The sequence below is a fragment of the Paenarthrobacter histidinolovorans genome (genome assembly GCF_014647595.1).
GTDB classification, from domain to species: Bacteria; Actinomycetota; Actinomycetes; order Actinomycetales; family Micrococcaceae; genus Arthrobacter; species Arthrobacter histidinolovorans.
This window is the reverse complement of record NZ_BMPM01000001.1, coordinates 927,480-949,123: the sequence shown is the minus strand read 5'-3', so window position 1 is coordinate 949,123 and position 21,644 is coordinate 927,480. Positions and strand designations below refer to the sequence as shown.

The following is a 21,644-nucleotide window of genomic DNA, read 5'->3' as shown; positions in this document are numbered from 1 at the left end:
AACTAGGCCAATATGGGCAGCAGCCCAATTACACATTTTTTCTGTAGGAGCACCGTGCCCAGCAAGGCAAAAACCGGCAAGAAACTCGTGATCGTGGAGTCTCCGGCCAAGAGCAAGACCATCGCCAAGTACCTGGGCGAGGGCTTCATCGTCGAGGCTTCCATCGGCCATATCCGGGATCTTCCCCAGCCGTCCGACCTCCCTGCAGAACTGAAGAAGACTTCGCTGGGCAAGTTTGCGGTGGACATCGAAAACGACTTCAAGCCGTACTACGTGGTGTCCCCGGACAAGAAGAAAAAGGTTGCCGAGCTCAAGGCCCAGCTGAAAGATGCTGATGCCCTTTACCTCGCAACCGATGGGGACCGCGAAGGCGAGGCCATCGCGTGGCACCTCCTGGAGGTCCTGAAGCCCAAGGTCCCCGTGTACCGCATGACCTTTGGTGAAATCACCAAGGAGGCCATCCACCGGGCCATGGACAACCTTCGCGACGTCGACACCGCCCTGGTCGACGCGCAGGAAACCCGCCGTATCCTTGACCGGCTCTACGGTTACGAAATTTCCCCGGTTCTGTGGCGCAAGGTTGCCCGCGGACTCTCGGCCGGCCGCGTCCAATCCGTGGTGACCCGCATGGTGGTTGACCGTGAACGCGAACGCATGGCGTTCCGGGCAGCCTCCTACTGGGACCTGACGGGTCAATTCGGCGCAGGATCAGGATCCTTCAAGGCCAAGCTTGCCGCCGTGGATGGTTCCAAGGTTGCCAGTGGCCGGGACTTCAACGACAACGGCCAGCTCACCTCCAGCAACGTAGTCCACCTCAACGAGGAACAGGCCACGTCCCTGGCGACCGGGCTGGAAAACGCTGATTTCCGTGTCCGTTCCGTAGACACCAAGCCGTACACGCGCAGGCCTGCAGCTCCCTTCACCACCTCCACGTTGCAGCAGGAGGCCGGCCGCAAGCTCCGTTTCTCCTCCAAGAGCACCATGCAGATCGCGCAGCGACTGTATGAAAACGGCTACATCACCTATATGCGTACCGATTCTTCGGCACTGAGCGATGAAGCACTGACCGCTTCCCGCCGCCAGGCTGCGGAACTGTACGGACCCGAGTACGTGCCCCAGAGTCCCCGCGTCTACGCAAACAAAGCTGCCAATGCCCAGGAAGCCCACGAAGCCATCCGCCCGGCTGGTGACTCCTTCCGTACGCCCGCCCAGGTTGCCAAGCAGCTGAGCGGCGACGAATTCCGTTTGTACGAACTCATTTGGAAGCGCACGGTCGCTTCGCAGATGGCCGATGCCAAGGGATCCACTGCCACGATCCGCCTGGGCGCAGTTGCCGCCGATGGACGTGACGCAGAGTTCTCCGCCTCCGGCACGGTCATCACGTTCCCCGGCTTCCTTGCTGCCTACGAAGAGGGCAAGGACGAAAGCCGCGGCGACGACGACTCCGATGAAGCCCGACGCCTGCCGAACGTTGCCAAGGACGATTCCCTGACGGCTTCGGACATTGTGGCTGTGGGCCACGAAACGTCCCCGCCCCCGCGGTACACGGAAGCGTCCCTCACCGCTGAACTGGAAAAGCGCGGCATTGGCCGGCCCTCCACCTATGCGTCCACGATTTCCACCATCCAGGACCGCGGATACGTCCGGAAACAGGGCTCGGCCCTGGTTCCCAGCTGGATTGCATTCTCGGTGATCCGGTTGCTGGAGCAGCACTTCACGGACTACGTGGACTACGAATTCACGGCTGACATGGAAGGCGACCTGGACAAGATCGCCAATGGCCAGGCCGCGGGTACCGCCTGGCTCAAGCACTTCTATTACGGTGAAGACGCCGATCCTGGCCTGCTCAGCATCGTCAACAACCTGGGCGAGATTGATGCGCGGGAAATCAACTCGGTGCCGATCGCAGAAGGCATCACGCTGCGCGTTGGCAAGTTCGGACCCTACCTGGAGAGCTCCATCCCCACAGTGGATGAGAAGACCGGCGAGGTAGTCGAGTCTGCCCGTGCCAACGTCCCGGAGGAACTCGCTCCCGACGAGCTGACGGCCGAAAAAGCCAAAGAGCTGATGGAGACCGCTGCTCCCGAAGAGCGTGTTTTGGGGACCGACCCGCACACCGGTCACACGGTGGTGGCAAAGAACGGTCGCTATGGTGCCTACGTCACCGAGATCATCCCGGAAATGACCGAGGAACAGTTGGCCAACCAGCCGGTGGAGTACTACAAGAACGGCAAGCCCAAGCCTCCCAAGAAACCTGTCAAGGCAAAGCCGCGTACCGGTTCGCTGTTCAAGTCCATGACGGTGGACAGTGTGACGCTGGAGGAAGCCCTGCAGCTCATGAGCCTTCCGAGGGTCCTCGGCGAGGACGCTGAAGGCAACCCCATCACCGTCCAGAACGGCCGTTTTGGTCCGTACTTGAAGAAGGGCACGGACTCCCGGTCCATCGGATCCGAAGAGGAAATCTTCACGATCACCCTGGACCAGGCCCTGGAGATCTACTCTCAGCCCAAACAGCGCGGAGCACGGGCAGCGGTCCCGCCCTTGGCCGAGTTCGGCCCGGACCCCGTCTCGGAGAAGAACATCGTGGTGAAGGAAGGCCGCTTCGGGCCGTACATCACGGACGGCGTCACGAACATTACTGTCCCGCGCTCAACCTCGCTCGAGGAACTGACCCGGGAACGCGCCGTCGAACTTTTGGCTGAAAAGCGGGCCAAGGGTCCGGTCAAGCGGACCACCACGCGCAAGGCCCCCGCCAAGAAAGCCGCAGCCAGGAAGTAACCGACGACTCGGCCGGGAAGCAATCGCGAATTGCGTCCCGGCCGTCATCGTGGTCGAGTAGAACCATGACTGAACAGACGGATTCCCCGGACAACGGACCCTTGAACGACCTCGAGGCGAAGCTTGCCTCGGCCGACCAGCCGGACGCGAACCCCGTGGACGTCATCCTCGCCTTCCTGAACAACGAGGTCTACCTGGTCAGCTCCGAAGCCGTGGACGGACCTGATTCCTCGGTTGAGCCTTTGGTGCTCTCGAACGCCGATGGGCAACCCGTGCTGGCTGTCTTCAGCCACCCCAGCCGTGTTGACAACCGCTTCCTCGAAGCCGCGCCGCACGTCCTGGGCACCATGGGTTCGGCCATCCTTGGAAATATCGGTGATGAGCTCGGCATGGTCATCAACCCCGGAAGCGAATTCGGCTTCGAAATCGATCCAGAGGGCATTGCGAATATCCGGCGCGACTTCAGGCGTGCGGATGAGGCAGCAGATCAGGCGGAGTAACGGCAGAGCCTGTTACATTCCGTCAGCGAAACGTCACCGCCAAGTTGCTTACCGGGCTTCGAATCGGTGAATAATGGCAGAATGCGTCTTGGCGTTCTCGACATCGGGTCCAATACCGTCCACCTTCTCCTGGTGGACGCCCACCCAGGCGCGCGCCCGGTGGCTTTCGCCTCCCATAAGCGTCCGCTATCGCTGGTCCAGTACCTTGACGGTGACGGGAATATCAACGACGCCGGCCAGCATGAGCTGATTGAGTTCGTGCTCGAGGCCTGGGAGTTCGCTGCCAGCCATAAGGCTGAGGACCTGCTGGCGTTCTGTACTTCGGCAATCCGCGAAGCAACCAACGGCGCGGAGGTCCTGGCAAGGGTCAAGCACGAAACAACAGTGACCCTCCAGGAACTGACAGGCAGCGAAGAAGCCTCCATGACGTTCTTCGCCGTCCGCCGTTGGTACGGCTGGGGTGCCGGACCGATCCTGGACCTGGACATCGGAGGCGGCTCCTTTGAAATGGCCTACGGCACTGACGAGCTCCCGGAGTTCGCCACATCGGTCCCCCTTGGTGCCAGCCGCTTGACGAGGGACTGGCTCCACGACGATCCGCCCAGCGCCAAAAGCGTCAAGGAACTGCGGCGCTACATCCGATCCACGCTGAAGCCCGTTGTCCGCAACTTCCACAAACTTGGCCGTGCGAATCTTGTCGCCGGAACGTCCAAGACCTTCCGCTCACTGGCCCGAATTGCCGGGGCAGCACCGAGCGCCGCCGGACCCTATGTGAAGCGCGAGCTCCATGCGGCGGACCTTGGATTGTGGGCACAGCGGATTTCCGCCATGACGGTGGAAGACCGGCTGTATCTGCCGGGAGTTTCGGATGCCCGCGCGCGGCAGCTGCTGGCCGGTGCGTTGGTTGCCGAGGCCGCCCTGGAGCTCTTTGAGTTCCCCAAGATGGAGATCTGTCCCTGGGCCCTGCGGGAAGGGCTGATCCTGCGTCGCCTGGACCAGTTGGTCTTTGAGGAAGCCCTTGATCCTGCGCCACATGTGGGTAAAAGGAAGAAGAACAAGTCAAAGAAGAAAGCGGCCAAGGAAGACGGCCAAACAGCCGACACTGAAGATTCCCACCCGGAAGTCAAAGAGTTTCCGGTCCCGGTTAATACCCCTGCCCCTTCCCCCATTCCAGCCCCCGCGGCAGGCGGGCTGGCCTCCTGAGATGAGCAACGACGTCGAACCTGCAGTGAATGACCGCCAAATCCCAGTGGCGCTGTCCAGCGCCTCCGTCTACCCCCTGAGCGTCCATGACGCTTTCGCCGTAGCCCAGGACCTGGGCTATGAGGGCGTCGAGGTGATGGTCACCAACAACGCCGTGAGCCAGGACCCCGCTGCCCTGATCCAGCTCAGCCACCGTTACAAGCAGGAGATCGTCTCCATCCATGCACCAACCCTGCTGTTGACCCAGCAGGTGTGGGGCACGGCGTGGAACAAGATCGAAAAATCCTGCCAGATGGCCGCTGAAGTGGGCTGCGACACCGTGGTGGTTCATCCGCCTTTCCGTTGGCAGTCCAACTATGCGGAGAACTTCGTTGAAGGTGTTCGAGAAATAGCGACGACCTACCAGGTCCGCATCGCCGTGGAGAACATGTACCCGTGGCGCGTTCGCGGCCGGGAGGCGGTGGCCTACCTGCCGCACTGGGATCCGCTGGGACAGGACTACGACGACGTCACGTGGGACTTCTCGCATGCCGCCACTGCCGGGGCCAACAGTTTGGAAGCCATCAAGGCCCTGGGGAGCAAACTCCGGCACGTTCACCTGACCGACGGCTCGGGTTCTGGCAAGGACGAACATTTGGTTCCCGGCACCGGAACCCAGCAATGCGCCGATGCCCTGCAGCACCTGGCAGCGACCGGTTTTGACGGCGTCGTGGTGGCGGAAATTTCCACCCGCAAGGCGAAGGTGGCGGGGGAGCGGGAGGAAATGCTCGCCGAAACCCTTCGTTTCGCACGGCAACACCTCACGGTTCCGGCGACCGCGGAGCGCGGCTAGAACCGGCCCTGCGGGGTTCCCACCGCTTCTGCGGAATCAGCAATGGCCTGGCGGCGTTTGGATGCTGCCGGGCCATTGCGCGTCTGCAACGCCTGGAGCATGGCTGCGGCGTCGAAAACGCGAAGGCACCGGTTAAACGCGAAGGCACCGGTTAAATGCGAAAGCACCGGCGGCCGAATCGGGAAATGGGGGAAAACCCGCCCGGCCACCGGTGCTGCTGGCGGACATCCCCATGCCCGCCTCATCACTCGCACCCTCAATGAGGTAACTACTAAGTTACGGACCAAGGATGGGTGCTGCCTGCAATAACCTTGGGAACAAGCTGTGAATCCGGAATCCATTCGACCCCGTCCGAGGTCTGCTGCAATGATGGAGCCATGAGCAACCGAATCGCTTTCCTTGGCTGTGGATCCATGAACGAGGCAATCATGGGGGGTCTGCTCGCTGCGGGCACAGACCCTTCCGACATCGTCGCAACGGTTCGCCGGCCGGAACGCGCCGATGAACTGGCCCAACGCTACGGCGTCATGGCGATTGCCGGCGAGGAAGAACCAGACAATAACAAGCTGGCCACCAAAGGCTCCGGCATGGTCATCCTGGGCGTCAAGCCTGTAGGAATCCTGGACCTGGCCCGGGAGATCAGTCCTGCCTTGTCGAAGGACACCGTCGTGGTGAGCGTCGCAGCGGCGGTTTCCATCGCGCAGCTGGAAGCGGCACTGCCGGAAGGCCAGCCGGTGATCCGCACCATGCCGAACACGCCCGCCCGGCTTGGCCGCGGCGTCGTCTCTGTTTCGCCGGGCACGCACTGCACCCCGGAGCAGCTTGAACAGGTCAAGAAGGCGCTGGCCGGTGCCGGCAAAGTGGTGGAGATCCCGGAAGAGCAGGTGGACGCGTTGTCTGCCATCAGCGGTTCAGGCCCGGCCTACGCGTTCTACCTCGCCGAAGCCATGGCAGCTGCGGGCGTTGAGCTTGGTTTGGACGAAGAACTGTCGGTGATGCTGGCCCGCGAAACGGTGGCCGGTGCAGGTTTCATGCTGGCCGAACCCGGAGCGGACCCCCGGGCCCTTCGCGTTGCCGTGACGAGTCCCAACGGCACCACTGAACGCGCCATCATGGCATTTGACGACGGCGGGATCCCCAAGATTATCGCCGACGGCGCCAGGGCCGCAGCGGCCCGGGCAGCGGAGATCACCAAGCAACTCGGCTAAATCTCCCAGCAACCCGGCTAAATCTCCAAGGCGCGCTACGGCCTCGCGGCGAAGCGTTCCAGCAGGTCCACGTGTCCGGACACGATCAACATGTCGTGGCCGGACACTTTGGTTTCCGGCCGGGCGTAGGTGAAGTCCTCGCCCGGGGTTTTCACACCGACAATCGTCACGCCGTACTTGGAACGGACCTTGGATTCTTCCAGGGTGAAGCCGACGGTTTCCTTGGGCGGGTACATCTTGACGATTGCGTAGTCGTCGTCGAACTCGATGAAGTCCAGCATCCTGCCCGATACCAGGTGGGCAGCGCGCACGCCGGCGTCGGCTTCAGGGTAGATCACGTGGTTGGCGCCGATGCGGGTGAGGATCTTGCCGTGCGAGGGAGTGATGGCCTTGACCCAAAGGTGCTGGATGCCAAGGTCCACCAGGTTCACGGTGATGAGCACAGAGGATTCAATGGAGGTTCCCACACCCACTACGGCGGAGCTGAACTCCTGGGCACCGAGCTGGCGGAGGGCGTCGATGTTGGTGGCGTCGGCCTCCACAACGTGGGTCAGCACAGGAGCCCACTTTTGGACCAGCGTGCGGTCGCGCTCGATGGCCAGGACTTCGCGGCCTTGCTTCACCAGTTGCTCGGCTGTGGCGGAGCCGAACCGGCCCAGGCCAATGACCAGCACTGGGGCATTGTGTGCGGGGCGGTTGGCAGCCCCCGTGGTGTTAGCCAATGATTGGCCTCTCTTCCGGGTAGTGGAACAGCTGGCTGCGCTGGCGCAGGGCCAGGCCGGCTGCAAGGGTTACGGTGCCGACGCGTCCGGCGAACATCAGCGCTGTCAGGACATAAACTCCCGACGGCGGCAGCTCGGCACTGAGGTTGGTGCTGAGTCCCACGGTGGCGAAGGCGGAGATGGATTCAAAAAGCACCCTGTCCAGCGACGCTCCGCTGATGGAGAGCAACAAGAATGCTGCCACGGATACCAACGTGGCGCCAGCGACGATCACGGAGATGGCCACGCGCATGGTCCCCTGGGGAATGGTGCGGCCGTAGACCTTCACATCGGCGTCACCGCGGGCTTCGGCCATGATGGCGAGGAACATCACGGCAATGGTGGTCACTTTGATGCCGCCTGCCGTGGATGCGGAGCCGCCGCCGGCAAACATGAGGGCATCGGTCAGGAGCATCGTGGTGGACTCCATGTGGTTCTGGTCCACCAGGTTGAAGCCGCCCGAGCGCGTCATCACCGAAGCAAAGAGCGAATGCGTAATTTTGTCGCCGAGGCCCATGTTGGCGATGGTCCGCACGTTGTCCCACTCCATCATGGCCCAGAGCACCGTGCCGGCGGCGAGCAGAATGAAGGAAACCTGGATGGTGAGCTTGGTGTGGAGGTTCCACTTCTTCCAGTTGAGGCCGTTCTGCTGCAGCACCATCACTACGGGAAAGCCAAGGCTGCCCAGGAATACCCCGAGCATCAGGGGCACCAGGATCCAGAGGTCTGTTTCGTAGGGAACGATGCCGTCGGAGTGGGGCGTGAAACCGGCGTTGTTGAACGAAGAGATCGAGTAGAAGACCCCGTGCCAAACGGCTTGCCAGAAGTCTTCACCGAGTACGATGAAGCGCGGAATCAGGGCCAGGGCGAGCGCCCCTTCGATCACTACCGAGGTCACGATCACGATCCGGAGCAGGGTACCGACTTCGCCGAGACGGCCCGCGTTGTTCATGGCTTCCTGCGCGATGAGTTTGCCGCGCACGCCCAGCCGCTTGCTGACCATGAGGGCCAGGAGCGAGGCCAGCGTAAGGGTGCCCAAGCCTCCAACGAAGATGCCCACCAGGATGACGAGCTGGCCGAAGAACGTCCAATGGGTGGCTGTGGACACCACGGTCAAACCAGTGACGCAGACACTCGATACGGCCGTGAACAGGGCCTGGTGCAGCGGCGTCACTACTCCTTCCGCCGAGGCCGCGGGAAGGGACAGCAATCCAGTGAAGAACAGGATGACGACGGCGAACACCGTCAGTGCCAAACGCGCCGGTGAGGTGTTGGCAATGTTGTCGATGAAGTCACGCACCCGCGTGAAGATCCACAGACCTTCGCGCTCCTGCTGGACGGGTTGCCAGTTGCTCGGGCTCGTTGACCGCGACTGGCTGTGGGACATGGCGTTCTTCCTTGGTTGAAACAAGCTTTCCTGAGTAGTAAACCACTATTCGCGCGCGTAACCGGGCGTTGAGGCGTTCCAGGCTCAGGTAGCCTGTTCTGGATGAACTCCAGGCTCGGAACAGCTGCTTCCAGCATTACGCGGTCCGCACTGCCAACGACGGTGGTGTGGGATCCAGCCATGACTGCCTACAACTTTGGTCCGGGCCATCCCATGGCTCCGCAGCGGCTGGAACTGACAGCCCGCCTGGCCGAATCGTTGGGTCTCTTCGGACACCGGCACGTTGCGGTGGAGGCGCCCGGCCTGGCGACCGACGTCGAACTTCTTTCAGTCCACAGCTCCGGGTATGTGGCGGCCGTGCGGCGGGTCAGCGCGGACCCGGGCAATCCTGAGGAAGACCGCGGCCTGGGCACCGAGGACGACCCCGCCTTCGCGGGAATGCATGAGGCCAGCGCCCGACTGGCCGGGGGGTCGCTGCTGGCAGCCGAGACCATCCTTTCCGGCCGCGCCGTGCGGGCCGTGAACTTCAGCGGCGGGATGCACCACGCCGCACGGGAGCGGGCCAGTGGATTCTGTGTCTACAACGACGTCGCCATGGCCATCCAGCGGCTTCTCGACGGCGGCGTGCAGCGGGTGGTGAGCATCGACGTCGACGCCCATCACGGGGACGGCACGCAGAGTATTTTCTGGAACGACCCCCGGGTCATGACCATCAGCCTTCACGAAACAGGACTCACGCTGTTCCCCGGAACGGGCTTTGCCAATGAAACCGGCGGGCCGGACGCGACCGGAACAGCAGTCAACGTTGCGCTTCCCACGTTTACCGGAGACGCGGCGTGGCTGCGGGCCTTCCATGCTGTGGTCCCGCAGCTCGTGGGTGCCTTCCAACCCGAGGTGATCGTCAGCCAGCACGGCTGCGACTCCCATCGGAACGATCCGCTGACGCACCTCAACCTGAGCGTCGACGGACAGCGGGAGGCCGCTTCCGCCGTCGCCAGCCTTGCGGCCCGGTACTGCGACAATCGCTGGATCGCCACCGGGGGAGGCGGCTACGACGTCACCGGCGTGGTGCCCCGTGCGTGGAGCCACCTGATCGGGATGGTGACCCAGCGCCCCGTGCCCCTCAGCACTCCGGTGCCGGAAGCCTGGCGGACTTATGTGAAGGAAACGTACGGAGTGGCGGCCCCGGAATCGATGGGTGACGGAGTGGACGTGTGGTGGCGTTCCTGGGAGGTTGGCTACGATCCCGCTGACGAGGTTGACCGGACCGTCATAGCCACGCGCAAGGAAATTTTCCCGCTGTACGGATTGGATCCCTGGTTCGACTGAGACGTGGTTCCTGGTTCGACTGAGACGCGGTTCCTGGCGCGCGCTTCGACTGGCGAAGCTTCAACCCGGAACAGGGATGCCAATCGGCGTATATGTCGCTAGGGTGTAAGGCATGGTGACTGACGACGTATTTGCCGTCATAGCTGAGGCAACCAGGCGCGACATCCTGGTCTCCCTCCGCTCTGGGGATAAGGCTGTAGGCGAACTGGTGGAAGAACTGGCTGCAAGCCAGCCCACTATCTCCAAGCATCTGAAGGTGCTCCGCGAGGCCGATCTCGTCAGCATGCGCGCCCAGGGCCAGAAGCGCTTCTATGCGCTCAATCCAAAGCCGCTCGCCGGCGTCGCCACCTGGCTGGAGACGTTCGACGTCGGCCCCTCGGCTCCCGCCGCCGTCGCGCCTTCCGCTGCGCCGGCTCCCGCCGCCGTCGCACCAGCCGCGCCCGTCGTGCCTTCCGCTGAGCCGGCAGCCACCCCAACAGGGGCGCCGACACTTCCCGAAGCAATCAACCAAGCCGCAAAGGTCCATGCAAGCGGCACCCCTGTCGCGCTCGATCCGGCGTCCGACGATACTGTTCCCCAGCAGATCGGCCGGACCGTGGGCCGGGCGGCCACGAAGGCTGCCGATCTGTTGGCCAATCTTCCGAATCTGCCCAATCTTCCCAAGTTTGGGCGCAAACGCTAAGAACCCCCGATCTAACGTGATCCTCGTCACATTGTGAGTTTGCTTTAACCTTCCATTTCCTTGATTTATCGCTGATTTTCTACAGTTGTGTTAACTCCATGCGGCGGGTCATATTGGCTCCGGATGGAGATCCTATGTCCTCGGGTGCAACCATGGGCGGGACTGATTCGTCCCGCCGCTGGCCGGCGCACCGAGGTTAGGAAGACGCATGGATTCAAGGCTCGAAGCCGTCCGCGACACCGTTCTGGCGAGGAACCCGGGGGAGAAGGAGTTCCACCAGGCCGTCAGCGAGGTCTTCGAAAGCCTTGGCCCGGTGCACGACCGTCATCCCGAGTTCCTTGAGGGCGCCGTCCTGGAGCGCCTCTGCGAACCCGAACGCCAGATCATCTTCCGCGTCCCGTGGACCGACGACGCCGGACGCGTCCACGTGAACCGCGGCTTCCGGGTGGAGTTCAACTCAGCGCTCGGCCCCTACAAGGGCGGACTCCGCTTCCACCCCTCGGTGTATCTGGGCATCGTCAAGTTCCTTGGCTTTGAGCAGATTTTCAAGAATGCGCTCACCGGGATGCCAATCGGCGGCGGCAAGGGCGGTTCTGACTTCGATCCCCGTGGGCGCTCAGACGCCGAAATCATGCGGTTCTGCCAATCGTTCATGACCGAGTTGTACCGGCACATCGGCGAGTACACTGATGTGCCCGCCGGTGACATTGGCGTGGGTGGCCGTGAAATCGGCTTCCTCTTTGGCCAGTACAAGCGCATCACCAACCGCTACGAATCCGGCGTCCTCACGGGCAAGGGCATTTCGTGGGGCGGTTCCCTGGTGCGACCCGAAGCGACCGGGTACGGCACTGTGATCTTCGCCGGGGAGATGCTTAAGACCAAGGGCCAGTCCTTTGACGGCCAGCGTGTTGTGGTGTCCGGTTCGGGCAACGTCGCCATTCACGCGATTGCCAAGGCCCAATCCCTCGGCGCCACCGTGGTTGCCTGTTCCGACTCCGCCGGTTACGTCGTGGACGAGGCGGGGATCGACGTCGGGCTCTTGAGTCAGATTAAGGAAGTGGAGCGCGGACGCCTCACGGACTACGCCGCGCGCCGTCCGGGTGCCAGTCACGTCGCCGGCGGTTCCGTATGGGATGTGAACGGTACTGTCGCGCTGCCGTGCGCCACGCAGAACGAACTCGACGGCGAGGCCGCCGCCAAGCTGGTCAGCAATGGATTGATCGCGGTAGCTGAGGGTGCCAACATGCCTTCCACGCGCTCGGCTGTGTCGGTCTTCCAGGAGGCCGGGATCCTGTTCGGGCCGGGCAAGGCCGCCAATGCCGGTGGTGTCGCGACCTCCGCCCTGGAAATGCAGCAGAATGCCAGCCGCGATTCCTGGTCTTTCGAGCATACCGAGCAGCGCCTCACCGAAATCATGGTGGGCATCCACGACCGCTGCGCTGAGACGGCCGAGGAATACGGTGCGCCCGGAAATTACGTGGTGGGCGCCAACATTGGTGGTTTCGTCAAGGTGGCCGACGCGATGCTTGCCCAGGGCCTGATCTAGCGCCCAAACCCAACTGAGTAGCAGCAGAGGCCGTTCTGAGCTTTCAAAACGGCCTCTGCTGCTACTTACTTGGGTGGCCTCAGCGCTGCAGGAGGCGCACGTGGTCCGGGTTGAGGTCGGAGACCTTGCTGACGCCCAGGAGTGCCATGGTGCGGGTCATATCCTTTTCCAGGATCTGGATGGTGCGGTCCACGCCCTCGCGGCCACCGGCCATCAGGCCGTAAAGGTAGGCGCGGCCGATCAGTGCGAAGTCGGCACCCAGGGCCAAGGCGGCCACGATGTCGGCACCGCTCATGATGCCCGTATCCAAAATGACCTCGGCCTTGCTGTTGTCTGCCTTCAGCGCCGAGGTGACTTCCGGGAGCAGGTGGAAGGGAATGGGCGCGCGGTCCAGCTGGCGGCCGCCGTGGTTGGACAGGATGATGCCGTCCGCACCGTGGTCAACAACGCGCCGGGCGTCCTCAACGGTCTGGATACCCTTGACCACCAGCTTGCCCTTCCAGGTTTCGCGCAGCCAGTCCAGGTCTTCGTAGGTGAGGGTGGGGTCGAACATGGAGTTGATCAGATCCGCCACAGTCCCGGTGTAGCGCGAGAGCGATGCGAACGTCAGGGGTTCGTGTGTGAGGAAGTTGAACCACCAGGCCGGTCGGTAGGACGCGTCCAGGACCGTCTTCACCGTCAGTGCCGGCGGGATGGTCATGCCGTTGCGGACATCGCGGAGACGTGCCCCTGCCACCGCTGTGTCCACGGTGACCATGAGGGTGTCGTTTCCGGCTTTTGCGGCGCGTTCGATCAGTTCGAGCGAGCGGTCGCGGTCGGTCCACAAGTACAGCTGGAACCAGTTGCGGCCGTTCGGGGCAGCCGTGGCGACGTCCTCGATGGATGCGGTGCCCATGGTGGACAGGGTGTAGGGAATGCCGGCAGCTTCAGCGGCCTGGGAACCGGCGTACTCGCCTTCGGACTGCATCATGCGGGTGAAGCCAGTGGGTGCAATGCCGAACGGAAGCCGGGATTCCTTGCCGAGGATTTCCGTGCGGAGATCGATCCTCGACACGTCCCGAAGGATGCCCGGGCGGAACTCGATGTCCTGGAATGCCTGGCGGGCCCGCCGCAGCGTGATTTCTTCTTCGGCTGCACCATCGGTGTAATCAAACGGCGCCTTCGGGGTGCGGCGCTTGGCGATGTCCCGCAACTCCCAGATGGTGCTGGCGCGCTTGAGGCGCGCGGTCTTGCTGAATTCGGGTTTCTTGAACTGCATCAACGGCGCAAGGTCCGAGACTTTGGGGACGCGGCGCTTCAGTGCCGGGGGCTGCACGACGGCGGGACGCGGCTGGGGCGGGCGGCTCACGTTTTCGTCGCTGCCGGCATTGGCGGGCGCGGCCGTGATTTTGGGATCGAGGGTGTCGGTCATGCGGTTCTCCCTTGAATTCGGTGTGGTCTAACCACACTGTAATCCATGTGGTTGGACCACATCAACTAGTATTCCGTTATGCGTACCCACGAACTTGTCCTGCAATGGATCGAGAAGCAGCTCTCCGACGGCGACCTCACGCTCGGAGGGCGCCTGCCCGGTGAGAGGACCATGGCGGAGCAGCTGCAGGTATCCCGGACCTCTGTTCGGGAAGCGGTCAGGATTCTTGAAGCGATGGGTGTGGTCCGCGCCGGCGTTGGTTCGGGAAAGGATGCCGGAACCGTGGTCATCGCCGAGCCGGGCTCGGCGTTGGGGTCCACCCTTCGGCTCCATGTCGCCACACGGCATCTTCCCGTGGCCGACATCGTGGAGACGCGGGTCCTCCTGGAATCCTGGGCGGCAGAGCGCGCCACAGCGGGTGTTCCGGCGCTTGGGGAGGCCGCGGATCTGCTGGACCGGATGGATTCGGAGCAGGATATCGATGCCTTCCTGGCGCTGGACGCCCGTTTCCATGTTGCCCTCGCCGAGGCGGCGGGAAACGCCGTCGTCAGTGCGATGATGGCGTCGCTGCGGGGTGCGATCGAAAACTATGCGGGTGAATTGACGGAGAACCTGCCCGACTGGAGCGCGACGTGCGTCAGGCTCCGGGCGGAACACCGGGCCATCCTCGCCGCGGTGAACAACAACGACGGCGGCACGGCGGCCGCGCTGGTGGCGGCCCATATCCAGGGCTTCTACAAGGAAGCCGGAGTGGGTTCGAACCCCGCGCGTGATTAAGGCAACGCGGGGTCACTTGGGGCCCATGAAAACCCTCTACATGGGACTTAAGTGACCCCGCGTTGCACCTAGGCGTGCTTAAGGGCCGGGGCTGCGGTGCTCTTTCGGATCTCGACCCTCGGCGGGAATTCGTCCTGCGCCTGGACGGGGGCATCGCCGGCCTGCTGGATCTGTTCCCGCATCCTGCGCCAGGCCAGGCTTCCGAGCTCATTGATGGGCACGGCCGCAGTGGTGAGCGGGGGTGTGGTGTATTTGGCGAACGGAATGTCATCGAAGCCAGTGACTGAAATGTCCTCGGGGACGCGGATTCCGCGCTCGTGCAGACCGCTGAGCAGGCCCATGGCAACGAGGTCGTTGAAGGCCAGGATCCCTGTGGCGCCGCTGGCGATGATGGCGTCCGTGGATTCGTGACCCGAGTCGAAGTTGGATCCGCCATGGAGCATCTGTAGTTCGATCTCAGGGTGTTCCTTCCGGAACTGGTCCAAACCCACCAGGCGCTGCCGGTTTGAGGCGCTGTGCTCGGGTCCTGACAGGAACACGAGGCGGCGGTGACCCAGGGATACCAGGTGCTGCGCCAGTTCCTGGATGCCCTGGCCATAGTCCACGCTCAGGCTCGGAGTGTTGGTGGCAATGGTGGTGCGGTTGATGAGCACCAGCGGGTGCAGGGTCGGTGCCAGCTCCTCAAGTTCGGCGTCGCCCATGCGGGGCGCGCACAGGACGACGCCGTCACAGCGGCGGCGGGCTTCCCCGGCCAGGATCGCTTCTTCGCTGGTGACTTCCGAAGAGTCGGCAATGAGGACGCGGTACCCATCCTGGGCTGCTGCGATGCTGAGCCCGCGCAGAATCGCCTGGAAGGTCGGGTTTGCCAGGTCCGGGACCACTATGCCGATGGTGTCGGTTTTCCCGAGTGCCAGGCTTCGGCCCACGGGGTTGGGTTGATACTTGAGCTCGGCCGCAGCTGCCCGGACCCGCGCGGCGATGCCGGGATCAACCGCGGCGTTACCGTTCATGACGCGTGAAACCGTGGCGTGCGAAACGCCTGCCTTCTCCGCGACGTCGGCAATCCCAACGCGCCTGTTGGTGTTCCTGCGTGCCATGTAGCCCCTTCCCTTTTGCCTGTCTCCCGTGTGCTCCGTCGTTGGAGCAGTGGTTGACGTGACCACCAGAGTCTTGATAGAAAGCTTATATCCCTCCGAGAAAACGCTTTCTCACTTATTCTTCCACACGAACCCGGGCCGTCAAACGGTTCACTCCTGCCTTTTGAAAGGGGCATTCACATGGTCAACGTCGACTCAGCCGAGACCCGGACCCCAGCAGCAGAAACGGCGAGCCGGACAGAAAGCCGCCCACGGACCAGGATCGCCCTGATCGGAACAGGCGGCCGCTCGGAAATGTACATCCGGGCCATCTACGGACAGCACGCGGATGTCGCCGAACTCATTGCCTTGTCTGACGTCAACCAGGGCCGGGTGGACTTCTATCGGGAGCTCATCAAGGAACTCGGTGGAACAGTGCCGGTGGCGTCATTCGAGCCAGGCGAATTGACCGGTTTCATCCAGTCCAACGGCATTGAGCGCGTCATCGTCACCACCCCCGACTACACCCACGCGGACTACATCGTGGAGGCACTTGAGGCCGGCGCCGACGTCGTGGTTGAAAAGCCGCTGACCATCGACGTCGAGGGCTGCCGCCGCATCACCGAGGCGGTCGCCAAGACCGGCCGCAACGTGGTTGTCACGTTCAACTACCGCTACTCGCCCCGCAACAGCGCCCTCAAGGAAGTTATCCAGAACGGCGTGATCGGCAAGGTGACGTCCATCGACTTCAGCTGGGTGCTGGACACCGTGCACGGTGCTGACTACTTCCGCCGCTGGCACCGTGAAAAGAAGAACTCCGGTGGCCTGTTGATCCACAAGGCCTCGCACCACTTCGACCTCGTCAACTGGTGGATCAACGACGTTCCCGAGCGTGTGTTCGCCTCCGGCGGTCTGCGGTTCTACGGTGACAAGAATGCCGCCGAGCGTGGCTTGGGTGCCCGTCCGGAGCGCGGCACGGTTGACGGCCTCGAGCACGACCCGTTCCGGCTGGACATGCGCGAGAACGAACGCCTGAAGGCCCTCTACTACGACAACGAAAAGTTTGACGGCTACCTCCGCGACCAGGACGTCTTCACCGAGGGCATCACCATCGAAGACAACCTCGCACTGGTGGTGGACTACCAAGGCGGTCCCACACTCAGCTACTCCCTGAACGCCCACAGCCCGTGGGAAGGCTACCGCGTCACCGTCAACGGCAGCGAGGGCCGGGCGGAACTCGAGGTGGTGGAACGCGCCGCCGTCGAATCCAGCACCGACAAGAAGACCGTGGTGGACCCGAGCGCTACCCCCATCGAAGAGGACGATGCTGTCCGCCGCAACGGCGAACGCCTGGTGGTCCAGCGCCACTGGGAAGCTGCCTACGAGGTGCCGATCATCAACGGCGAAGGTGGCCATGGTGGCGGCGACAACCTGCTGCTCTCGGATCTCTTCAATGGTCCCGGCGTCGATCCCTTGGGCCGCCCGTCCGGTTACATCGACGGACTCCGTTCAGTGTCGGTGGGCATTGCCGGCAACCAGTCCCTGGACACAGACCTCCCTGTCCGTATCAGCGAACTTGGTCTCGGGGCTGATCTCAGCCGCAGCCAGGCCTGACCGGTTCACTACCCACGCAAGGAACAGATCATGAGCAGGATTTTCGTCACCGGTGGTTCCGGCAGGCTCGGCCGCAGCGTTGTCTCCGGCCTGGCCGGAGCCGGCCACACGGTGATTTCCGTTGACAGGGACGCCATCCCGGCCGAACAGCTGCCGGCCGGAGCCGAGCAGTACACCGCAGACCTTCTGGCACGGGGGGAAGCGGAGCGGCTCATCCGCGAAACAGCGCCCGACGCCGTCATCCACCTCGCCGCTATTGCCGTGCCTTTCAGCGCACCTGAGGACGTCATTTTCAGCACCAACACGCGGCTCGCCTACGCGGTGGTCAGCGCGGCCACGGACGCAGGTGTCCCCAAGATCGTGACGGCAAGCAGCCCGACGGCCCTGGGCTATGGTTCCCCGGCCGGGTGGCTTCCGCCGTCGTTCCCGCTGGACGAGCGGACGCCGCCCAAACCGTGGAATGCCTATGCCCTTTCCAAGCTGATCGCCGAGCAAACGGTACAGATGTTCGCAGCGGCGCAGGGAGACAAGATCCGGTACGCGGCATTCCGGCCGTGCTTCGTGATCTCGCCGGAGGAGTGGGAAGGAGCGCTCACGCAGCAAGGCCACACGGTCCGTGAACGCCTGGATGATCCCGCGCTGTCCGCTCCGGCCCTGTTCAACTACGTCGATGCCCGGGACGTGGCTGACTTCCTGGATGTCCTCCTGGACAAGATGGACACGATTCCCAACGGCGAGGTGTTCTTCGTGGGTGCGAACGATGCCCTGGCCACGGCGCCGCTGGCCGGGCTGTTCCCGCGGTTCCTGCCCGGCAGCGGCCCTTTGACCGAACACTTGACCGGAACAAGCCCGGCGTTTTCCGTCGACAAGGCCCGAGGGCTCCTGGGCTGGGAACCAAAACGCACGTGGCGCACCGAACTCACCCCGCCCTATGCGGGTCCCGACACTGCCGCAAACCGAGCACCACTCAATGACGAGATCCCCGCCGGCTTGGTTCCGGCGGGAGCAACCAAGGAGACACCATGAATTTCGACGGCGTACTGTTCTTCCCCGTCACACCTTTCGCTGAAGACGGCTCCGTGGACATAGCCCTGCTGAAGGAGCACATCACCTCGCGGCTGCCGTTCGGACCGGGCGGCGTCTTCCCGGCGTGCGGCACCGGTGAGTTCCATGCCCTGTCCATCGATGAGATCCGCACCGTGGTGACTGCCGCCGTCGAGGCCGTTGCCGGGGCCGTTCCGGTGGTCTCAGGTGCCGGCGGTCCACTGGGCCACGCCATTGCCGCTGCCAAAGTTGCTGAGGAAGCCGGTGCGGACGCCCTCCTGGTCCTCCCGCCCTACCTGGTGACCGGTCCCACCGACGGCGTGGTGGCCTACGTTGAGGCCATCGCTGCGGCCAGCAGCCTGCCCGTGATCGTCTACCACCGCGGTACGGCGAAGTTCACGGCAGAAGCCATCACCCGCCTCACCGCCAATCCGAAGGTTGTTGGCTTCAAGGACGGAATCGGGGACGTAGGGCTGGCCCAGGAAATCGTGTCGGCCATCAATGCGAGCGGGCGCAAGGACTTCGCGCTCTTCAACGGACTACTCACGGCGGAACTGACCCAGGGCGCCTACCGCGGCCTGGGGATCCCGCTGTACTCTTCGGCAGCGTTCGCCATGGCTCCTGAAATCGCCAAGGCTTACTATGACGCCTACATCTCCGGTGACGAAGAGCGCCGTCACGCGCTGCTTGAAGGTTTCTATGGGCCGCTGGTCCGCCTTCGCGACCAGACCCCCGGTTTTGGCGTCTCCCTCATCAAGGCCGGCCTGCGGCTCGCGGGATTGCCCGTTGGCCCGGTCCGTCCGCCGTTGGTTGACCCCAGCGAGGAGCAGCTCCTGGAACTCAAGGCCATCCTGGCCAAGGGCCACGAGCTGGCCGGCAGCTGATGGCCGCCCGCATAACGGGCCTCACCACCCGGCTCATCACGGTTCCGCTGCTGCGCAGCTGGGGTGCGGAGGCGCCCGAGAACCACGTGATTGTCACCGAGCTGACCACGGACGACGGCGGCACGGGCCACGGCTTCTCGTGGACACCCACCATCGGTCCCCAGGCAGTGAAAGCCCTGTTGGATCACGACATCGCGCCCTTCGTGGCCGGCATGGACACGAACCCTGAGACCGTCTGGGACCAGCTGTGGAAACGGCTGCATGAAGCGGGCGGGGGAGGGCTGACAACCATCGCGATGGCCGGCGTTGACCTGGCCCTGTGGGACCTGAAAGCACGTCAGGCTGGAACGTCCGTCACGGGGCTCCTGGGCCAGCGCCAGGAATCCGTGGAGGTGTACGGCTCCGGGGTAAACCTGCACTACACCCTCGAACAGCTCGTGGAGCAAGCCGAACGCTGGGTTGCCGCAGGACACAACGCTGTGAAGATCAAGGTGGGTAAGCCCGAGCTCCGCGAGGACGCCGAACGCGTTGCTGCTGTGCGCCAGGTGATCGGTCCCGACCGGCTGCTCATGATCGACGCCAACCAGCGCTGGGACCTCGCCCACACCTTCCGTGCCTTGGATATTTTGGGGGAGTACGGACTGGAGTGGCTGGAGGAGCCCATCCGCGCCGACGACCTCTGGGCCTACCGCCGCCTTCGCAAGCACTCGCCGGTACCCATTGCCCTGGGGGAGAACGTGCACACCATCTACCGCTTCCGCGACTTCATCGAAGCGGAAGCCGTGGACATCATCCAGCCCAACATCGTCCGGGTGGGCGGCATTACCCCATTCCGCAGGATTGTGGAGTTGGCCCGCACCCACAGCATCCGGGTGGCACCGCACTTGCTTCCGGAACTCTCCGGACAGTTGGCGCTCACTTTGGCTGAGCCGGTCAGCGTTGAGGACGTGGAAGATGCCTCGTTCGGCCAACTCGGGATACTGGCCGGATCTTCCCCGGTGCGGATCAGCAACGCCACAGGCACCATCAGGCTCAGTTCAGCGGGTCTTCCCGGCCTCGGATTCGAGTTCGCCGGGGCATCGCCGCTGACGCCGGCCCCTGACACTTCAGCCCTCGAAAGCAAAGGAAACCGCATTGAGTACAGCAACTCTTGACCTGACAGCCGTCACAGCCGCAGCCACGGCAGCGGCGAAGGTGACCGCAGCAGCTTCCGACGCCGAACGCGCGGCCTGGTTGACCGCCGTCGCCGACGCTTTGGACGCCAATGTCACTGAGCTGGTAGCTATCGCCGACTCTGAAACGAGCCTGGGGACCGTCCGGCTCACGGGCGAGGTGGCCAGGACCAGCGGGCAGCTGCGCCTGTTCGCCAACGTCATCACCGAAGGCTCGTACCTCGAAGCCGTCATAGACCACGCCGACCCGTCCTCCACTCCGCCCAAGCCCGACCTGCGCCGCATCCTGCGGCCGATCGGCCCCGTGGCGGTGTTCTCGGCGTCGAACTTCCCGTTCGCGTTCTCCGTGGCGGGCGGCGATACAGCGTCCGCGCTGGCTGTCGGCTGCCCGGTGATCGTCAAAGCACACTCGGGCCACCTTCGCTTGTCCCAGCGGACTGCGGAGATCGTCAGCGAAGCCCTGGCCCAGGCCGGAGCCCCGGACGGAATCTTCGCGCTGGTCAGCGGACGCGAAGCCGGCACGGCACTGGTCCAGGACCCAGCCATCAAGGCAGTTGGCTTCACCGGATCCATCCCCGGCGGCAGGGCCCTGTTCGATCTCGCGACGTCCCGCCCTGAGCCCATCCCGTTCTACGGCGAGCTCGGCAGCTTGAACCCGGTGGTCATCACGGCGGAAGCGCTCGCGGAACGCGGACAGCAGCTCGCGGCAGGCCTGGCGGGTTCCTTTACCCAGGGCGCCGGCCAGTTCTGCACCAAGCCCGGTCTGGTCTTCATCCCGGCAGGGTCGGATTTCGCTTCGCACCTTGCCGAGGCCAGCAAGGACAAGCCAGCAGCCGCCATGCTGACCGAGCGCATCGCCGAGGCCTATCCGGATGGGTTGCGCAACGTCGCTGACCAGCCGGGGGTCGCCGTCGTCAGCGGCACGGTGGAGCAGGACAGCCTGGCGGACGGCGCCGCGCCCGTGGTGTTCTCCACCAGCGCCGCCAATGTGCTGGAACGCCCGGAGGAGCTGCTGGAGGAATGCTTCGGCCCCACCACGCTGCTGATCGAGTACACCTCGCAGGACGAACTGTCCGCCGCGCTCGCGAAAGTTCCCGGGAGCCTCACGGGCACGGTGCACGCGCAGCCCGGCGAGGACGTTTCTGCGTTGGTGGAGCAGCTCAGCACTTTGGCAGGCAGGGTCTTGTTCGATGGCTGGCCCACCGGGGTTGCCGTGAATTGGGCCCAACAGCACGGTGGCCCCTACCCGGCCACCACTTCCCTGTTCACGTCCGTGGGGGCCACGGCAGTCCGCCGTTTCCAGCGCCCTGTTGCCTACCAGGACGCGCCTGAGAGCGTGCTGCACCCGGCCCTGCACGACTCCAACCCGCTGGGTATCCCGCGCCGCGTGGACGGTGTCCTGACGCTCGGCTAACGCACCCAACCGCACCCAACCAAGTA

Annotated in this window: 19 protein-coding genes; 14 read left to right on the top strand and 5 right to left on the bottom strand. The window is 63.9% G+C overall.

Features of this window, described 5'->3' with window-relative positions; all coding sequences use genetic code 11:
- Positions 1–54 precede the first annotated feature (54 nt).
- The 4 genes from topA (at position 55) to IEY62_RS04350 (ending at position 5,313) form a co-directional block, all read left to right on the top strand.
- A complete protein-coding gene (topA, locus tag IEY62_RS04365; protein WP_189014229.1) occupies positions 55–2,778 on the top strand; it encodes a type I DNA topoisomerase in 2,724 nt (907 codons plus the stop codon).
- Between the two features lie 65 nt (positions 2,779–2,843).
- Complete coding sequence (locus IEY62_RS04360) at positions 2,844–3,278, top strand: SseB family protein (RefSeq protein WP_189014227.1); 435 nt, start codon at positions 2,844–2,846, stop codon at positions 3,276–3,278.
- An 81-nt stretch (positions 3,279–3,359) separates the two neighbouring features.
- A complete protein-coding gene (locus IEY62_RS04355) occupies positions 3,360–4,481 on the top strand; it encodes a Ppx/GppA phosphatase family protein (protein WP_189014225.1) in 1,122 nt (373 codons plus the stop codon).
- A gap of 1 nt (position 4,482) precedes the next feature.
- Positions 4,483–5,313, top strand: a complete 831-nt coding sequence (locus tag IEY62_RS04350; RefSeq protein WP_189014223.1) for a sugar phosphate isomerase/epimerase family protein — start codon at positions 4,483–4,485, stop codon at positions 5,311–5,313.
- On the opposite strand, the gene IEY62_RS04345 is transcribed toward IEY62_RS04350, so the two are convergent.
- Entirely contained in the window at positions 5,310–5,480 is a 171-nt protein-coding gene (locus tag IEY62_RS04345; protein ID WP_189014221.1) for a hypothetical protein, read from the bottom strand. The genes IEY62_RS04350 and IEY62_RS04345 overlap by 4 nt on opposite strands.
- A gap of 210 nt (positions 5,481–5,690) precedes the next feature.
- Here IEY62_RS04345 and proC point away from each other — a divergent pair, with 210 nt between their 5' ends.
- A complete protein-coding gene (gene proC, locus IEY62_RS04340) occupies positions 5,691–6,521 on the top strand; it encodes a pyrroline-5-carboxylate reductase (RefSeq protein ID WP_189014220.1) in 831 nt (276 codons plus the stop codon).
- Between the two features lie 35 nt (positions 6,522–6,556).
- Here proC and IEY62_RS04335 read toward each other — a convergent pair whose 3' ends face one another.
- Positions 6,557–7,195 (bottom strand): potassium channel family protein, encoded by a 639-nt coding sequence (locus IEY62_RS04335; RefSeq protein ID WP_011775951.1) that lies wholly within the window; start codon positions 7,193–7,195, stop codon positions 6,557–6,559.
- Positions 7,196–7,235: 40 nt separating this feature from the next.
- Complete coding sequence (locus IEY62_RS04330) at positions 7,236–8,669, bottom strand: TrkH family potassium uptake protein (protein WP_189014219.1); 1,434 nt, start codon at positions 8,667–8,669, stop codon at positions 7,236–7,238.
- Positions 8,670–8,771: 102 nt separating this feature from the next.
- On the opposite strand from IEY62_RS04330, the gene IEY62_RS04325 reads away from it, so the two are divergent.
- The 3 genes from IEY62_RS04325 (at position 8,772) to gdhA (ending at position 12,226) form a co-directional block, all read left to right on the top strand.
- Entirely contained in the window at positions 8,772–9,998 is a 1,227-nt protein-coding gene (locus IEY62_RS04325; RefSeq protein WP_189014218.1) for an acetoin utilization protein AcuC, read from the top strand.
- A 112-nt stretch (positions 9,999–10,110) separates the two neighbouring features.
- Positions 10,111–10,680: an ArsR/SmtB family transcription factor gene (locus IEY62_RS04320; protein ID WP_189014217.1), complete on the top strand. Its 570-nt coding sequence runs from the start codon at positions 10,111–10,113 to the stop codon at positions 10,678–10,680.
- 208 nt (positions 10,681–10,888) lie between these two features.
- Positions 10,889–12,226: an NADP-specific glutamate dehydrogenase gene (gene gdhA, locus IEY62_RS04315; RefSeq protein WP_189014216.1), complete on the top strand. Its 1,338-nt coding sequence runs from the start codon at positions 10,889–10,891 to the stop codon at positions 12,224–12,226.
- Positions 12,227–12,305: 79 nt separating this feature from the next.
- On the opposite strand, the gene IEY62_RS04310 is transcribed toward gdhA, so the two are convergent.
- The gene (locus IEY62_RS04310) at positions 12,306–13,637 is read right to left on the bottom strand and encodes an alpha-hydroxy acid oxidase (protein WP_308424479.1); all 1,332 of its coding nucleotides are present in this window, start codon (positions 13,635–13,637) and stop codon (positions 12,306–12,308) included.
- A gap of 78 nt (positions 13,638–13,715) precedes the next feature.
- Here IEY62_RS04310 and IEY62_RS04305 point away from each other — a divergent pair, with 78 nt between their 5' ends.
- Entirely contained in the window at positions 13,716–14,414 is a 699-nt protein-coding gene (locus IEY62_RS04305) for a FadR/GntR family transcriptional regulator (RefSeq protein ID WP_189014214.1), read from the top strand.
- A 68-nt stretch (positions 14,415–14,482) separates the two neighbouring features.
- On the opposite strand, the gene IEY62_RS04300 is transcribed toward IEY62_RS04305, so the two are convergent.
- Positions 14,483–15,511, bottom strand: a complete 1,029-nt coding sequence (locus IEY62_RS04300) for a LacI family DNA-binding transcriptional regulator (RefSeq protein WP_189014212.1) — start codon at positions 15,509–15,511, stop codon at positions 14,483–14,485.
- A 180-nt stretch (positions 15,512–15,691) separates the two neighbouring features.
- Between IEY62_RS04300 and IEY62_RS04295 the strand changes: the two genes are divergently transcribed.
- Genes IEY62_RS04295 through IEY62_RS04275 form a run of 5 tightly spaced genes read left to right on the top strand, consistent with a single transcriptional unit; the run spans position 15,692 to position 21,618 of the window.
- A complete protein-coding gene (locus IEY62_RS04295) occupies positions 15,692–17,104 on the top strand; it encodes a Gfo/Idh/MocA family protein (protein ID WP_189014210.1) in 1,413 nt (470 codons plus the stop codon).
- Between the two features lie 30 nt (positions 17,105–17,134).
- Positions 17,135–18,130, top strand: coding sequence for an NAD-dependent epimerase/dehydratase family protein (locus IEY62_RS04290; protein WP_189014208.1), 996 nt, complete (start codon positions 17,135–17,137; stop codon positions 18,128–18,130).
- The gene (locus IEY62_RS04285; RefSeq protein ID WP_189014206.1) at positions 18,127–19,032 is read left to right on the top strand and encodes a 5-dehydro-4-deoxyglucarate dehydratase; all 906 of its coding nucleotides are present in this window, start codon (positions 18,127–18,129) and stop codon (positions 19,030–19,032) included. Before IEY62_RS04290 ends, IEY62_RS04285 begins: the two co-directional genes overlap by 4 nt.
- Complete coding sequence (locus IEY62_RS04280) at positions 19,032–20,186, top strand: mandelate racemase/muconate lactonizing enzyme family protein (RefSeq protein WP_189014205.1); 1,155 nt, start codon at positions 19,032–19,034, stop codon at positions 20,184–20,186. Before IEY62_RS04285 ends, IEY62_RS04280 begins: the two co-directional genes overlap by 1 nt.
- The gene (locus IEY62_RS04275) at positions 20,167–21,618 is read left to right on the top strand and encodes an aldehyde dehydrogenase (NADP(+)) (protein WP_189014203.1); all 1,452 of its coding nucleotides are present in this window, start codon (positions 20,167–20,169) and stop codon (positions 21,616–21,618) included. The genes IEY62_RS04280 and IEY62_RS04275 overlap by 20 nt, the downstream gene beginning before the upstream one ends.
- Positions 21,619–21,644: the final 26 nt, after the last annotated feature.